12 protein-coding genes are annotated in these 15,959 nt (G+C 46.8%); 2 read left to right on the plus strand and 10 right to left on the minus strand.

Going from position 1 to position 15,959, the window contains the following annotated elements; genetic code table 11:
- Nucleotide 1: 1 nt before the first annotated feature.
- From AC1ECB_RS00265 to AC1ECB_RS00280, 4 genes are read right to left on the minus strand one after another with little or no spacing between them, the layout of a single operon-like run.
- Nucleotides 2-679, minus strand: coding sequence for a DUF1847 domain-containing protein (locus AC1ECB_RS00265; protein WP_485666932.1), 678 nt, complete (start codon nt 677-679; stop codon nt 2-4).
- A gap of 12 nt (nt 680-691) precedes the next feature.
- Nucleotides 692-2,407, minus strand: coding sequence for an ASKHA domain-containing protein (locus AC1ECB_RS00270; protein ID WP_485666933.1), 1,716 nt, complete (start codon nt 2,405-2,407; stop codon nt 692-694).
- Between the two features lie 4 nt (nt 2,408-2,411).
- Entirely contained in the window at nt 2,412-3,452 is a 1,041-nt protein-coding gene (locus AC1ECB_RS00275; protein ID WP_485666934.1) for a uroporphyrinogen decarboxylase family protein, read from the minus strand.
- Nucleotides 3,449-4,531, minus strand: coding sequence for a uroporphyrinogen decarboxylase family protein (locus AC1ECB_RS00280; RefSeq protein ID WP_485666935.1), 1,083 nt, complete (start codon nt 4,529-4,531; stop codon nt 3,449-3,451). The genes AC1ECB_RS00275 and AC1ECB_RS00280 overlap by 4 nt, the downstream gene beginning before the upstream one ends.
- 369 nt (nt 4,532-4,900) lie before the next feature.
- On the opposite strand from AC1ECB_RS00280, the gene AC1ECB_RS00285 reads away from it, so the two are divergent.
- Together AC1ECB_RS00285 and AC1ECB_RS00290 are read left to right on the plus strand one after the other, a co-directional pair.
- On the plus strand, nt 4,901-5,548 hold the full coding sequence (locus AC1ECB_RS00285; protein WP_485666936.1) for a corrinoid protein: 648 nt from the start codon (nt 4,901-4,903) through the stop codon (nt 5,546-5,548).
- A 350-nt stretch (nt 5,549-5,898) separates the two neighbouring features.
- Nucleotides 5,899-7,872, plus strand: coding sequence for a methyl-accepting chemotaxis protein (locus AC1ECB_RS00290; RefSeq protein WP_485666937.1), 1,974 nt, complete (start codon nt 5,899-5,901; stop codon nt 7,870-7,872).
- A gap of 131 nt (nt 7,873-8,003) precedes the next feature.
- On the opposite strand, the gene AC1ECB_RS00295 is transcribed toward AC1ECB_RS00290, so the two are convergent.
- From AC1ECB_RS00295 to AC1ECB_RS00320, 6 genes are all read right to left on the minus strand, one after another.
- On the minus strand, nt 8,004-8,588 hold the full coding sequence (locus AC1ECB_RS00295) for a hypothetical protein (protein WP_485666938.1): 585 nt from the start codon (nt 8,586-8,588) through the stop codon (nt 8,004-8,006).
- Between the two features lie 621 nt (nt 8,589-9,209).
- A complete protein-coding gene (locus tag AC1ECB_RS00300; protein ID WP_485666939.1) occupies nt 9,210-9,752 on the minus strand; it encodes a hypothetical protein in 543 nt (180 codons plus the stop codon).
- Between the two features lie 17 nt (nt 9,753-9,769).
- Entirely contained in the window at nt 9,770-10,276 is a 507-nt protein-coding gene (locus tag AC1ECB_RS00305; RefSeq protein WP_485666940.1) for a tetratricopeptide repeat protein, read from the minus strand.
- A gap of 166 nt (nt 10,277-10,442) precedes the next feature.
- Nucleotides 10,443-11,627: a YadA-like family protein gene (locus AC1ECB_RS00310; protein WP_485666941.1), complete on the minus strand. Its 1,185-nt coding sequence runs from the start codon at nt 11,625-11,627 to the stop codon at nt 10,443-10,445.
- Nucleotides 11,628-11,699: 72 nt separating this feature from the next.
- On the minus strand, nt 11,700-12,896 hold the full coding sequence (locus AC1ECB_RS00315; protein WP_485666942.1) for a YadA family autotransporter adhesin: 1,197 nt from the start codon (nt 12,894-12,896) through the stop codon (nt 11,700-11,702).
- A 79-nt stretch (nt 12,897-12,975) separates the two neighbouring features.
- Complete coding sequence (locus AC1ECB_RS00320) at nt 12,976-15,195, minus strand: TonB-dependent receptor (protein WP_485666943.1); 2,220 nt, start codon at nt 15,193-15,195, stop codon at nt 12,976-12,978.
- Between the last annotated feature and the right edge of the window lie 764 nt (nt 15,196-15,959).

Genomic DNA, 15,959 nt, shown 5'->3' on the forward strand with positions numbered 1-15,959 from the left:
ATCACTCCTTTTCTTCTTGTAAGAGACGTTTATAATAAAACCCGCTGGTATAGAGTGCTGCTGCGGGATTGTGTCCTAACACTCGGTCTTTGGTTATGAGAGTTGTGACTGGGGCATCAGAGTGCTTGATAAATAAGGAATCGTGGCCGACGCACAATCCAACGACAACATTAAGGTCAGTATTAGCCTGATTCAAAAGGCAGGCCTGCAGAATGGGATTGCAGAGGGATTCATGGCAGCCCTTTTGCACTTTATACTCGGCCGGTACACCGATTTCTGTTTTATCAATCGAGCCTACCTTGCAGATGACACTGTAGCTCTCAAGACCTTTAGCGGCAAGTACCTTTGAAAATACCCGCGTTTCTTCAATAAGGCCAATGCAGGTGGCAATACCAATTTTTTTGGCGCCAATTCGTTTAGCAAATGCTATAATTTCTTCTACGCGTGTGAGCTTGCCGTAGTACAAGCCTTCGATTTCAGCCGCTGCCAGTGCCATCTGGCGGTCAGGGCCTTCTTCGGTGTAGATAGTTTTGGCTTTTGCAATTTCGGCGTCAATGTCGGCATCGCCGCGTGAGGTTACAGTCAGACAAAAGTCAGGGAACCGCTTGTCTTGGCGATAGCAATTTAATTGATGGCAGTCGGCGCAGCTAAGGCGCTCAGAAGCTTGTTGATCACTCATGGAAATACCTCCTTAGAAATTCAGGCAGTTAACAAAAGTTTTATCAAAGTCGCTATAGGTGGCTAACTCTAACACTTCCACCTGTTTTATCAGGTTAGCGATTGTTTGGCGAGAATCTTGATTTAATAGCAGGGCCTGACCGCCTGTTTTGGCGGTGTTACCGAGAAAATCGATTTTTCCTCTAAAGGCCTCAGGCAGCATACCGATGTTGATTAAACTATCGGCATTAAGGTGAAATCCAAAAGAACCGGCGATAAATACGCGGTCAACTTCGGTAGTACTTAGTCCATTGGCAGCAAGCAGACATTCAATGCCTGCCCGGATGGCTCCTTTGGCCAGCTGTACCTGGCGAATATCTTTTTGCGATAAATAGACGGTTTGCTGGATGGAAAATACGGTTTTGCCGTTTTCTTTTTTTAACCACCGTTGCAAAGGGTGTGGTTGAGTAGTTTCTGTTTCAGCAAATTTTCCGGTCTTATTGATTAGCTTGGTTCTGACAAGCTCACCAACAATGTCAAGCAGGCCACTGCCGCAGATACCGACAGCCGGAGTACCGGAAATGGTTTTTACGTCCACATTCCCGCTGTGCTCTACTTTGAACTTTTCGATGGCCCCAGGGGCCGCTCTCATGCCGCAGGCGATGTTCATGCCTTCGAAGGCCGGACCGGCAGCTGTTGAGGTTACTGAAAGGCGACCGTTAACCGCCAAGGCCATTTCACCATTGGTGCCAATATCGACAAACAGCGTAGTGCCTTCAAGATTGGCTAAGTCGGCAGCTAAAATTCCGGCAGTGATATCTGCTCCTACATAGGCCGACATAACTGGCGGCAGGTAGACTTGGGCAAAGGGAGCGGCGGTAAGGCCGATAGCTGCTGCTCCATGATAGCTGTTACCCCAAAGAACGGGTGTGTAGGGGAATTTCCCCAGCGAAGCGGGATTGGTATTCAACGCCAGATGCAGCATGCAGGTGTTGCCGCTGAACACGATCTCATAAATGCTTTGTGGCTGGATGCCTGTGGTTTGAGTCAGTTCGCTAATCAAGCTGTTGATAGCGCCAATAATATCAGTATAGAGAGTTGCCAGGCCTTCAGGTGAATTTCCCAGCTTGATGCGGGATAATACATCTTGGGCATGCAGGCTTTGCGGATTGAGAGCTGATACGGCAGAAAGTTCCTGGCCGGTAGTAAGGTCAAATAATGCCGTTACCAAAGTAGTTGTGCCAATATCAACAACTAGGCCGTGAGCAATAGCTGCAGTATTTCCCGGTTCTGTTCCCAGTACTGATTTGCCTGTTAGTACTAAAGTTTGGCTCTTGTCAGGCAAATACTGTTTGGTTATGTTGGGAGCAAGGGTTACGGCCAGCTGTTGTCCCTGACTCAGAATTTGTACATTGCTTTTATCCTGACGTTCGAGGACGAAAATATCGATTACAGCAGTAGCCAAGGCTTGCCCTTGAATTTCAGTAGTGCAACCGAGAAAGATGCCCTGACTGATTTCTTCCGGCGATAATGTATGGTGGCAACCGGGCCGGGCCAGGAGTGCTTCAGGGGGATAGGCCGGAATGCGAACCTTGCATTTACCGCAGGTACCGGCACCGTTGCAAGGGGATTCCACCAAAACACCGGCAGCTCTGGCGGCAGCTAGAACGGTAATGTTGTCCTGTGCTTCAAAGGAAACGGCAGTGGCTGCCGGTTGGCTGTTGTCCTGCCAAAAGCGTAGTATGGCCACAAGATTACACCCCTTCTTTCACAAAATTGGTCTTGACCGTATGGGTCATGGACTGGATATTGGCCAAGGGGCTGGAGGTGCTTAACCCGCAGGCCGGGGCAATAATAGTAATGCCCTGGGCCAGTAGGTTTTTGGTTTGTACGGCCACTTTTTCAGCAGGCCCTAGCTCTAAGAGATAGGTACTGACATTTCCCATAGTGGTAAGCTGGGGAAACTCGTCTTTTAGCAGCTTTAAGTTGACTATGGCGTCTGTGCTGACGGCGTTGGCTTTTAGGTTGGAAATTAGCGGTTTTACACTATTTAAATTGCCGCAAATATGAACGATAACCGGAACTCCTTGTTCGTGGATAGCTGTGATGAGCTTGTTAATATAAGGTACGGCATATTCGGCGAATATCTTAGGGCCAAGGATTTCCCCGGTTGCGGTTGGATCACCAATTTCGATGACTGTAGCACCATGCTCAATCAGTTTATCGGCAAAGCCGATGAGCAGCTTGGTTACATAGTCGAACACACGATGAGCATTTGCCGGATCTTTGCGTAAATCCTTTAAGAATTGTATCGGATCAACAATAGAGGCAGCTGTACTCACCGGGCCAGTCAGACTGCCAATAACAGGAATGTCAGGGTATTTAGTGGCTAAAAGCGAAACAGCCTGACAGACTACTGGTATCCGGCCGGAATTTAGCATGGTGGGGATATCTTTGTATTCCACCTTGGCAGAAGCGGCAAATACCTCACGGCTTATTTTGGGTTCGCATTCCAAAGTGCCTAAATCAATCTCGCTGCCCAGGACTTCGGCTTCTACGGTCATGCAAAAGGGAAGACCAAAGTTTTCAAAGCCAGTGAGGTTGTGTACAACATAAGCCAGGTCAGCCATTAAAGCGGCATTCGAGTGGCCGGCCGGTAGGGTTTGTCCGCTGCTTTTCATGACATCGACAATGGCGGCATTCATCATACCGCCAGGGCAGATGACCGGGGGGCGGTCTGTTTGTTGTTTATTTAATACTCCTAGTAAGCGTTCTTTTTCGTTTACCACTGTCACTTAGACCACCTCTGTTCCAAAAGATTCAATTTCTCCTCGGTGATGGGATAACCAATTTCGCGGACGGCGTCAAGCATGGCATCAATATTGGCGAAGGGTGTTTCCGTAGGCAGACTGCAGCCAGAAGCTACAATATAGCCTTTAGGATTGTTATAGGCTTCGCGAACACCGCTAAGCACAGCCAGACGAACATCAGCCACAGTGCCTTGCAGCATGATTTCGGAGGGCTTAACATTTCCCATTAAGCGCAGCCTGTTTCCCACTTTCTCTTTGGCTTCTGTGAGACTGGCGGCATTATCAATACTGATGCAATCAGCGCCGGCATCAGCCATCTGCTCCCACACCTTGGCGGTTTTGCCGCAGATGTGCAAGGTTACTCCTTTGCCACGGGAGTGAATATAGTCAATAAGCTCCTTTAGATAGGGAAGGGAAAAATCTTTGAATTTCTGGGGGCTGATAATGGTTGCAGAAGACATGGGATCAGTCAGGCTGGGGGTGCAGCCAGTATCAATAATTGCTTTAGCGTAGGTAAGGCAGGTTTCCAGTGACAGGCGGCATAAGCGATGGACAGCCTCCGGATTCTTGGCAACAAGTCGGGCCAGGTTTTCGGCGCCAATTAGAAACGATGCAGTGGTAAAGGGGCCGGTAAGTGCTCCGGTGACGGTTACTTCTTTGCCTACTTCAGCTACTGCGATTTTCATGGCTTCCAGTTGAACAGGCAAATGGCCGTCCTTATAGGGGTCTGCGGGCTTCAGGTTATCAATTTGGCTTATATCGGTCAGGGCCGGTTTGTCCAGATAGGCTGTTTCGTCTTCAGGATAGTGAATGACGGCGCCCATGGCTTCGGCCTGCCCGTAGAGGTCGGTAAATATGCGGATGATATCATAGCCAAATCGCCGGTAAGCGGCAATCTGTGCTTGTGCCAATAATTTCCCATTTTTCGGCAGTCCACTGACTTTGACGCCAATAACCCGCGCCGCTGTGTTGCCCACAATGGGGACACATGGCAGACGATCAATGGGGTTTCCCTGGTTGTAAGCTGTTAATCGTTCAATCGGGGTCATTTGGTCTCTAGCCATTTGACGCCACCACCTTTTCTATTCTCATTTTTCCGTACTCCTTTCGTTTGCCAAATTTATAGAAAAAAAACAAAAAGAAGGCCAAAAGAAACGTCACGTTTCTTTTGGCCTTCAGTATGTCTGATCAGCCTAAATGGAATTGATGTATTGGAGCAATTATATGATAAGAAGCAAAAAAGTGTCAAGAATTATTTTTGGAAATTTCATCAGGGGTTGACACCTCTTAAGCTGTATGCTACTATAAGCCTAATATTTGAGAATATAGACGCTGACCGGAACACCGGAGGCAATCATGGGCTGCTGAGCAGTTTATGATTGCCTTTTCTTTATCTTGGTTAGTTATCAATTAATATTATGGGAGGGCTTAACATGCCGGTAAATAAGGAAGAATTATTCAAAAAACTATCTGATGCAGTTGTGGATATGAATGAGGATGAAACGGTAAGTCTGGCAGAGGAAATTATAGCAAAGCAAGTTGATGCCTATGAAGCCGTTGAAAAGGGCTTGTCTGATGGCATGGACCGGGCAGGAACTTTGTTTGAGAAAGAAGAGTACTTTATTCCTGAATTACTATTATGCTCTGACGCTATATATGCCGGGCTTGAGGTGCTAAAAGGGCATATCAAAGTTGCAGAGCAAGGCGAAAAACGCAAAGTAGTTATTGGGGTTGTAGAAGGTGATACTCATGATATTGGCAAGAATTTGGTAAAAATCATGCTAGAGACTTCCGGTTTTGATGTTTATGATTTGGGTAGAGATATTTTACCTGCCGCCTTTGTGGAAAAAGCCAAGGAGGTTAATGCCGATATCATTGCATTGGCGACATTGATGACTACTACCATGGAGGGAATGGCCACAGTTGTACAAATTTTGCAAGAGCAGAACATTAAAGACAACTATAAAGTCATTATTGGTGGCGGACCGATTTCGCAGAGTTTTGCTGATAAAATCGGAGCAGACGGCTATGCTGTCAATGCTGCCGATGCTGTGCGTCTTTCCCGGCGGCTCTTGGGATAGTGTACTGGATGTTTACTTGACAACTTTGTGACATAGCTTTGTAGGGGTTTCCCTCAAAATGAAGCTATGTCTTTTTTTATACATAAAGAAAGTATAAGTTTTTTGAACCGCAGAGACGCAGAGTACGCAGAGGGAATGTCCCGATATACATTTCCCTGCTGCGCTCTCTGTGTACTCTGCGGTTAGAGCCGCGTCCTCAAGGGTGCGATAGCGGTTTTTTAATATTATGCGTAATTTGTATCCCAAAATAGTACATTTGTCTAGTGGACAAGTGTAGAATATTAGAATAAAATGGTGATAGGTAGCTTAAAATGTGGAAAAATGGTAGAGAAAAGAGGGCTGATTTTATTATGAAAAGTATCCAGACCAAATTAACAGTTATCATTCTATTAATTTTTATAGTGTCCATGGGAACCCTGGGTGGACTAAATTATTGGAAGGCGCGACAAATGCTTTCTGATAGTCTTGTTAAGGAAATTGCTACATTGGCGACTGTTTCAGCCAATGATGTCAATGACTGGATTGAGGGACGTAAGTTTGAAATGGCGGGAATTGCATTAGCGCCTGTTCTTCAGACTGGGACTCTGGAAAACATAGGACCTTTCCTAATGCAAGCAGCCAAGAATAACAGCCGTTATGAAACTTTTGGCTATATTGCTCCTACCGGTATCGCAGTTGATTCAAAAGGTGTAAGTGTCAACCTCGGTGCACGCGAGTATTTTAAAAAAGCAATGAAAGGCGAAGCTGCTGTTTCCGACCCGGTGGTATCCCCGGCAACCGGGGGACTTGTAGCGGTTGTTGCTGTTCCTGTTAAGTTGGACGGCAGGGTAACAGGGGTATTTTTCGGCGCAATTAGCCTGGACGAAATCTCCCAAAAGACAGGGGAAGTGAAGATTGGCAAAACCGGATATGCTTATATGCTCAAAAGTGATGGATTAACTATTGCCAATCCTAATAAAGAACTTGTGATGAAGGACAATCCTATCAAGAATGACAAACTTCCACTAGCATTGCGGCAAACTGCAGAACGGATGGTAAAGGGAGAAGCGGGAACAACAACCTATGAATATAATGGTGTGGAAAAAATGGTAGGATTTGCTCCTGTCAAAAGTACCGGTTGGGCGTTAGCGGTGAGCTTGCCGGTCTCGGAAGCAACCGGGGCTTTATCTGATTTGACGTGGATTTCAGTATTGACGATTCTTATTATCTTGATCATTACCTCATTAATCATCGTTTGGTTTGCCCGGCAAATCGCTAAGCCGATTACTGTTTTGGAAGGGGCGGCCAATAAAATTGCGGGTGGCGATTTGTCTCTGTCCAATTTGAGTATCAATTCCAATGACGAAATTGGACGTCTGGCCAAGAGCTTTGAACAAATGGCTCAGAACGTACGGGAATTAATCAAACAGATTTATTCTGATGCCGAGCAGTTGGCTGCTTCCAGTGAAGAACTCACCGCCAGCGCCGAACAATCGGCGCAAGCATCTAACCAGGTAGCTATTTCTATGACTGAGGTTGCTGAGGGAGCTAATTTGCAACTGGCAGCAGCAACTGAAACATCTGCAGTAGTGGAAGAGATGTCGGCGGGAATTGAAGAAATTGCTGCCAATGCCAATTTGGTTTCCGGCCAGTCTGAACAAGCGGCAGGCAAAGCCAAAGACGGCGGTGCAGCGGTGGACAAAGCAGTTAGTCAGATGAGTCAGATTGAAAACACGGTTAACATGTCAGCGCAAGTGGTGGCAAAATTGGGCGAACGTTCCCAGGAAATTGGTCAAATTGTGGACGCCATTTCCGGTATCGCCGGGCAAACTAACCTGCTCGCGCTCAATGCTGCGATTGAAGCAGCGCGGGCTGGTGAACAGGGGCGGGGTTTTGCAGTTGTAGCGGAAGAAGTCCGCAAACTTGCCGAGCAATCGGAGGAGGCGGCCAAGAAAATAGCTTCTTTGATTGGCGAAATCCAGACCGATACAGATACGGCTGTTGAAGCAATGAATAACGGAACACGGGAAGTGAAAACCGGCGCTGAGGTAGTTAAGGCGGCAGGAGTTTCCTTCAATGAAATAGCCAACTTGGTAACCGAAGTATCGGAACAGGTTAAGCAGATGTCGGCAGCCATCCAACAGATGGCAACCGGAAGTCAGCAAATCGTCAACTCAGTCAGGAACATTGATGAACTTAGTAAGAAATCGGCTGGAGAAGCACAGAGTGTGTCGGCAGCGACAGAAGAACAACTGGCGTCCATGGAAGAGATTTCCACCTCCAGTCGGGAACTGGCATTGCTGGCCCAGGACCTGCAGAGATCTGTCTCCAGGTTTCACATATAGCTGCCAAGCGAATAGATAGCCTAGTTAGTCAATCTGTTAAATGTCGGCTCCACAAGCTGGTGATGAAACAAAGCCGCTTCCTTGAAGATTCAAGGAAGCGGCTTTGTTTTTATAGCCTCAGACACTGGCGGTTATGATACAGTCATTCGGAGAAGTTCTTGAATAACTTCTGCCAGTTTGTGTGCAATTGGTGAAAGGTCGTCGTCCGCATCAAAAACAGCGTTTCTTCGAAAGCCCTTAGGAGTGGTAGTTGGCGCTTGGGCAGTTGCCAGGCGAGCCAAAAGCATATGTCGTTTAACTGTCGTAATTGTCCAAATTGTGGATACTTTGGCGCCACCAGACAGATTTATCAGGGTGCCTGATGATAGATTTTTATTGATGCTATTCATGCTGGTGATGGCATGTATGTTTATATAACCGGTACTGATATCGCCTGCTACGCGTGGCTTGCGGGTTTTTACCGGTAAGAGGACAAGGCGTGGCGTAATTGGTATAGGCTGCAGATTAGATTGGTGAGTGGCATCGGTTATGATTTTTCTCAATGAGCTAAGATCAATTGCTTGATCAGAGGCCAACCGGCGGATGATTGTTCGTATACGCACTCCAGTTGTTATGCGTTCCCCCTCGGTAGTTAGAATAACGGAACAATCACCTTCAGAAGTGTAAAATGGCAATATGGCAGCGATAAGCTGAGGTGCTGGAAATTGCTCAACCATGCTCAACTGCATCTCCTTATAATTAAATTTCGGAACACCTGTTCCGATTTATTTTCCGATAAATGTGCCTGTTAACAATGGAACTTTAGCGTGAGTCCGGGATATGTCAAAATGGTAAGAGATCAGAATCTCTTGAGCGGTGTAAGTTGACGCACCTGATAATTGTTAACTGCAGGCGCACTTTTTGTTTGACGCGGAAACGTCTCAAACTCCCATTTGTCTTGTTGGCTACCCCATGAGGTATCAGGGGTTTTGCAAATCCCGTCAACGACATTTTTGTGGCATAATTTTCGAGGCCATACATTTTTTTCCTAAAAAATGTCAAATGGATCACCCTCTTTTGATTATTTTGACTCCATATTTTACATGATAATTGATATAAAACGAATTATTTCAAAAACAACAGAAATAAACTAAATATGTTTTGCTGTTTTTGTTTATTTTATATCGTTTATTATCAGGTAATACTGTATGTTTCTATATTAATTTGATTATTCCTGCTAAAATTTTGTAAAATTTATATTTATTTACAAATTTTTTAAAAAAACGAGTCAATTAATTTTTCCACCTGGATAAAATGAAGGGGCGTGCTGAAACTTTACGTTTCAGCACGCCCCCCTATTAGAATTTGTGGCTGATACCAATGCCGACACCTTTAAGAGCAGACAGATCATCTTGTTTGTAGGATTTATAACCAACATGGAGTGAAGTCTGGTAATCCAGGTTATATAGTACGCCTGCCTGCCATTCATTGGCATAGTCGCTGTGGGTTGCCGAGAGATAACCGTCAAGTTTTGGATTCAGCTTGACAGTAGCGCCAATGCCGCAAAAAAGTCTGTCAGTGCCTTCTGTATAATTTCTATTGCCGGCAATCAAGCGAACGTGATTATCCAACTTATACTGGACATAGGCGTCAAACATGTCACCATCAGGAAAGCTTGCTGGTAACATGTTTACTTCAAAACCCAGAACTACTTTAGGTGTTAATGCGTGTTCCAGGTAGAACGAGTGATCCTTTTGGGAGTTGGGAGCCAGGTGATCCAGGTAGTAATAGTTATAGCCGACAACACTCTGCCCGTCCTGTAAATCAGTAACGGGGGCAGCAAAAGCAGTACTGGCAGTAAGCATAGTAGCGGCAATAAGCGTTACTATTTTCTTGTTCATGAGAGTTTCCTCCTATCTTATATAGTGCCGCCTAATATCCGAATATTATTTCTGGCATTTTCAATAAATTGGATATCTTGCGGTGCTGCATTGGCAATAAAACTGCGGTAGGTATCAATTGCCTTTTGATATAAGCGCTGTTCTTCATAGGCCTCACCTTTGTTAAAATAAGGCTTGGCATATTTAGGATCGATTTTGATTGCAGCATCAAAATCTTTAATAGCCAAAGCATATTGTTCTTGCTTTAGATAAATCCAGCCGCGATCCAGATAAGCGGCGGCATACCTGGGATTAAGCTCCAGTGCTTTATTAAAATCGGTAATGGCCAAATCTCTTTGCTGGTTAAATAAATAGGCTTCACCGCGTCTTAAATAGGCCACAGCGTCCCGGGGATCTTCTTCAATAATTTTAGTCATTTTCGTTATTGTTACGTTCTGGCTGTCTGGGCTTTGATTAGCCGCAAAGGCCACCATTGCATTGCAAAATAAAAACATACTTATCATACAAACTACCAAGTGTTTCAAGTATATTTCTCCTTCCATGTCGCTGTCCGAAGCGAGCTTGCTGGCACAACCCGTAATACAGAGCCGGCTATGCAATACTAGCGGGCTCTGTAATTTTAGAACTGGTAAACCGGGTTGGTCACAAGTACATTGCATTACGCCAATGTACTTTGGGACATTGGCCGACTTATTTGCTGTTCTTGGCCTTCAGCAGCTGTTGAAGCTGCTCTTGCAGTTGTTTGATTTGCGTTTGCTGTTGGTCTTGCTGTTTTTGGGTTTGTTCCTGCTGTTGTTTAACCTGGTCTTGTAGTTCCAGGATGGTTGCCTGCAGAGCCGTTACACTGTTGTTTTCTTCAGCAATGGCTGCTGCTGTTTTGCCGGAATACTTCAGTTTCCAGGCAACTCCCAGCCGTCCCATTTTTTCGCTGCCGCAGGTGGCCATACCAAGATTCAGCATCACCGATTCGCTGGGATAGTAACTCGCCCCTAAAGCCACTGCGCGCTTGTTGGAGTAGCCGCCGCTGCTGGCGAGCAACTGGAGGGGGGCTTTGGGGTCATAAGGCATTGGCGTCAGGCCGCTGATTGCCGCCGCCAGGGCGCCCACCCTTTCGAGTCGCTGGTCGACGTGCTCCAGTTGACGCACGTTGACCGCGTCAGTGTCCGCAGTGCCGTCGGCGACATTGGTGATTTGCCGTTCGCCGCCGGCATACCCGACCGATACGGTGTTGGCCCGGTCAGCGACGGAACCGTTGCCTAGAGCAACACTGTTGGTGGCGCTGGCAGTAGCTGACCCGAGGGCTGTGCTGTAATTACCGAGAGCATGAGCATTGTATCCGAGAGCGCTGCTGCTAACCCCGCTGGCGACCGCGGACGCGCCCACGGCAGTACTGTTAGATCCGGAGGCCTCAGCACTTTGCCCAATAGCAATGTTCCCGTCCCCTGTGGCTGTGGAAGATACCCCTATAGCAATAGAAGCAGTGCCGGAGGATGTGGCATAGCCGCCAATTGCGATAGCTTGACTACCACTGGCCGTGGTGCTAAAACCGATAGCTACAGATTCAATACCACTGGCAGTAGCGCTACTGCCCATTGCAGTAGCCTTGTTAGCGGCACTAGTATTATAACCTATAGCCACAGCGGAATCACCGGCCGTGGCTGAAGAACCGACAGCGGTTGATTCTTTAGATCCGGTTTTGGCATTCTCGCCAACGGTTGTGTTGCCTACGGTTGTCGTCGTGCTGCTGTCGTAGCCGTTGCTTGTGGCGCCATCCCCGGCGATGTAATCACTGGCAAGCCCTGGGACTGCGGCAGACGAAATTACGAGAAAAGACAAAGTAATAACCATTGATTTTGAAAATTTAGCCTTATTCATTAATCATTGCCTCCTGTTGTTATTTTTTATTACAATCGGTTATTCTTGCCGAAATTAGTTAAAGCTATATTTTTATCTCGGATTTTCTGGCGTATTCAGCAGCTTTTTTATTTGGTCTTGCAGTTGTTTGATCTGGTTTTGCTGTTGGGCTTGCTGTTTTTGGGTTTGGTCCTGCAGTTGTTTAATTTGGTCCTGCAACTGCCGGGCTGTTGTCTGCAGCGCTGTTACCGTGCTGTGGGGTGCCGTTGCTTTTTTACCGGCACGTCCCCATTTCCATTCCAGTCCCAACTGTCCCATCTTTTCACTGGCGCAGAAGGCCATACCAAATTTCAACAGAAACTTTTCGTGGGCATAGAAACCCACCCCAACGGCCGCCGCCCAGCGGCCATTGTAGTTGCCGCCGCCGGCGAGCAGCTGGAGGGGCGCTTTGGGGTCATGAGGCATCGGCCTCAGACCGCTGATCGCCGCCGACATGGCGCCCACCTTGTCGATCTTCCGGCCGAATTCATGCAGTTGCCGCACATTGATCACATCCGTGCCTTCTGTACCGTCGGCGACATTGGTAATCTGTCGTTCATTCCCGGCTGAACCGACCGATACGGTGTTGGCCCGGTCGGCGACCGATCCGTAGCCCAGAGCAACGCTGTTGGTGGCGGCAGCACTAGTACTAGCGTTTGTTCCGATGGCGGTGCTGTGATCACCACTTGTAGTAGCACCGCACCCGTAAACGGAGCTACTCCCTCCCTGCTTTACGGTCGCTCCGTCTCCCAAGACCGTAGAATACGCCGCGCTAGTATAAGCCGTCTCGTTGTTGTTCGCAGAAGCATTTCTCCCAATCACAGTAGTGGTAGTCGTGTCTGTGGAGGCACCTGCCCCTATAGCCACAGTATAGGTGGCGTCGCTAGCATCGCCGGTCAAGGTGTTGGTCAGGGATGAGCCAATTCCGACATTCGCGGGGGAGTTGCAATTATAACCAATGGCTGTACCAAAAATTCCCCCGGAAGTAGCGGAAGCGCCTAGCACTATATAACTACCACCGTTGATACTATTATAGCCTACACTCGTACCGTTATTACCGCCGATTGCCGAAGCGCCAATACTGGTTCCCGCCCGGCGGGCTTTGGAATTCTCGCCAATGGCTGTGCCCGTAGTTGTAGCGGTGGCACTGTCCCCTGCTACGTAACTGGCGAGAACCGGAACGGCGGCAGACGAAGCTAAGAGAAAAACAACAGTAATAACCGCTGATTTTAGATAGTTACCCTTTCTCATCAATCATTGCCCCTTATTTTTATTTTTACTGCAACCGGCCTCCTTTGCGGATTATTTATAGCTATATTTTTTAAACCGGTCAAAATTTAAACGTTTCGCCGACCTCGATATAGCGGCCGGGGGCCAGCAGGTAAGCTCCCTGGTAAAACTTCTTATCAAGCAGATTGATGGCTTTGATATAATACTCTCTGTTGGCGATCTCCTTGCTGACTTTCATATCCACCGTATGGTGCGCCGGTACCGTCCAAGGTGTTACGTCTCTAGAGTCGCCGTTGCCATTGCCGTTGCCGGTGGAGTATATAGAGGAGTAGGAGCCAAGATAATTCAACGACAAATAGGCATTAAGGCCATTCTTGCCGGTATAGATAAAACCAAAGGAGTATTTGCGATAAGGGATATCAGAAACCTGGTGCCAGGCAATAGGGTCCCAGGCATTGGTGTAGGAATAACTCAGGAACCCTTTGACCTGTTTGCCGATTGGATAGCTGCCTTCCACCTCAAAACCATGCATTTGGACGTAGGGTATGTTGTAATAGAGTTGAGCGCTTTCTTGACCATAAAAATCTATATTCTCCTGTCCTTTGATCATATTGGTAATGTTTTTTCTGAAATAAGTACAGTCCAGTTTTAGCCCGAAAGGAAAGGAATGTGTCAGTCCAATCTCCCGGTTAATGGATTCTTCCGGCAATACCCTGTCGCAGGTAGTTAGTGTTGTTTGTTGATGCCATGTTCCGTCAGGCCATTTCCACCACACTACTGGTCTAATACCCGCCCAATCGTCATCATAAGGATAAGATTCGCCGGTAATAGGGTTTACGGTCAGTCGATACCTAGTGCCAAACGCGCCATAAACTCCGCCGGGGTGCAGAGCTTCTGTGACGTTGGGATAACGGTAGGTTTCACTGAAAGAGCCATGCAGCGTTGTCCGATTGGTCATCGCATAGCTAAAACTAGCTTCCGGCTTAGTGGGGCTGTCTTTATCAGAAAAATGGTGCATTGTTGAGTCGCCATAAGGATGCGTGTCTGCCTCGGTGTTTATTTGGTCGTGTCTGATCCCAAAACTGACTGCCAGTTTGTTGCTAAGATTGAGATTATCCTGCAAATAAAGGCTTCTGTTGGTATACCTGTAAGTTGAAGTAGCATCTGCCTGGGTATAGATCTTCTTACCCTCACTATTTGTTGTAACAGCAACTACATCATCAGTCCACTCGCTATGGGACCTTGATTCATGGTTAAACCCCCAGATAATGGTGTTATCCTTGCCGGTTTTGATCGTATCCTGTAATTCCAGGCCGTTTACCCAGCCGTTCGATTTTTCGTAAACCCAAGTATCGTGATCGCCATCATTCGTCACCCCAAACGTGCCATACGCTTTGAGAATAGAATATTCATTAGTGCGGTACAATTTCAGACTCATGTTGTTGTTATCACTAAGCTTCCGGTCATAGATCGCGGCGAGGTACTTGCTTCGCCACGGGCTATACTCAAAGTCATGCGCATTTTTAAAAAGACCTGACTGCGTTGAGCTAGTTGCACTTTTTATGGTAATAATTTCGCCGGTTTCCGGGTCAATACGGTTGGGGACTTGGTTATGTTTGGCCGTATACGAAGTCAATATCGTCAGGGAAGAAAAGCGGTTTAAATCAAAGTTGAACTTGGCGTTATAATGGTTTTCGTCACCCTTGGAGTGCTCAGTGTAGCCATCGGTGCGCTCTCGTTTGACATTTAATAAATAACTGAGACTGCCAATTTTGCCGGAAGTAGAGGCAGCCAGGCTCTGGTCTCGGTGACTGCCGGTAGTGACGGTCAGCGACGAACTGCCTGTGCTGCTGCCTTTCTTGGTGGTGATAAGGATGATCCCGCCGGGCGCGTTTATGCCGTACATAACCGGTGCTGCCCCTTTGATGACCTCGATTTTCTCAATATTTTCCGTCATAATGGTACTCAAATCTACTTTACCGTCGACCACCGAATTAAGCGGTATGCCATCGACAAAGACTCGTGTATTTTCGGCATCGCTGCCGCGGAACATGGCAAGAGCTTTGCCTTGCGCACTATTGCTGCTTACCGTTACCCCTGGCACATCCTTCAAAGCCTCAGCCGCGTTACGTGCTCCCTGAGCCTTGATCTGCTCCGCGTTAATCACGGTGACCTTTGCCGGCGGCAACTCCTTGATCTTGTCAGCGGTTACGACTACCTCTTCCACATCGCCGGTGGCCTCTTCGGCGCTGGCTGCCGGTGTAAATCCGGAATATACCAGCAGACAGCTTGCGATAACCGCAAGCTTGCTTTTATTCATTGGCTCCTCTCCCTTTTGCGTGGCAAGACTGGCGGCAGGAGGTGATCCTTCCGCCGGCCTGACTCACTCGCTTATTTTCCGCATTGTTTTTGGTGACTGTCCTGCTCTGGCTTGTCCAATCAGAAGACTGTCCTTCCATCAACCGGACAGGGCCGACAGGCTCAATAACAAACCTCCTTTCGCTGGGTTTATCACTTTCCAGTTCTCGAATTGTGAAAAGTTAGAATACTTTTCGGTTAGATCATGGTAAATATTATTATCATTGGTAAATGATAATTTTATTGGAAATAGATTAATTATTAGGGTAAATTTGGGATATACCACATTAAAATACAATATAATACATAACTTAACAGGAGTCAACGTTTTTTTACGTTTAGTTCAGTTTAATTCTGTTAATTCTGTTTATTTTATAAGAAACACACCGAATTTTCCTTAAAACTTCTGTTGTCAATTAAGAAAACCGCTATTCTTTCTGTTATATTAAAATAGGTTTGGTTTTGGGCTATGGGGTTAAGTTTGTAAAACCACAAAGGACACAAAGAGCGCAAAGGGTTACAAAGGGGAGATTGTTTAATAAAGAACCTTTGTGTACTTTGCGTACTTTGCGTACTTTGCGGTAATAATAGCCTCTGCATTTGTATACTTTCTGTTATATATAAAGAAAGACAACAGGGTCATACTCGCCGCTTTAGCGGCAGTATGACCCTGTTGTCTTTACAATCGCCTTCCTATTCACTTCATGACAGACACTTAGGGATAGC

The sequence above is a fragment of the Sporomusa sp. 246TCP1 genome (assembly GCF_057319775.1).

Bases quoted from the DNA above. Each gene is read 5' to 3' on its own strand.
- AC1ECB_RS00300 (WP_485666939.1), bottom strand. From the start codon at position 9,752: ATGAACAAGAAAATAGTAACGCTTATTGCCGCTACTATGCTTACTGCC.
- AC1ECB_RS00310 (WP_485666941.1), bottom strand. From the start codon at position 11,627: ATGAATAAGGCTAAATTTTCAAAATCAATGGTTATTACTTTGTCTTTT.
- AC1ECB_RS00265 (WP_485666932.1), bottom strand. From the start codon at position 679: ATGAGTGATCAACAAGCTTCTGAGCGCCTTAGCTGCGCCGACTGCCAT.
- AC1ECB_RS00285 (WP_485666936.1), top strand. From the start codon at position 4,901: ATGCCGGTAAATAAGGAAGAATTATTCAAAAAACTATCTGATGCAGTT.
- AC1ECB_RS00320 (WP_485666943.1), bottom strand. From the start codon at position 15,195: ATGAATAAAAGCAAGCTTGCGGTTATCGCAAGCTGTCTGCTGGTATAT.
- AC1ECB_RS00315 (WP_485666942.1), bottom strand. From the start codon at position 12,896: ATGAGAAAGGGTAACTATCTAAAATCAGCGGTTATTACTGTTGTTTTT.
- AC1ECB_RS00290 (WP_485666937.1), top strand. From the start codon at position 5,899: ATGAAAAGTATCCAGACCAAATTAACAGTTATCATTCTATTAATTTTT.
- AC1ECB_RS00280 (WP_485666935.1), bottom strand. From the start codon at position 4,531: ATGGCTAGAGACCAAATGACCCCGATTGAACGATTAACAGCTTACAAC.
- AC1ECB_RS00295 (WP_485666938.1), bottom strand. From the start codon at position 8,588: ATGGTTGAGCAATTTCCAGCACCTCAGCTTATCGCTGCCATATTGCCA.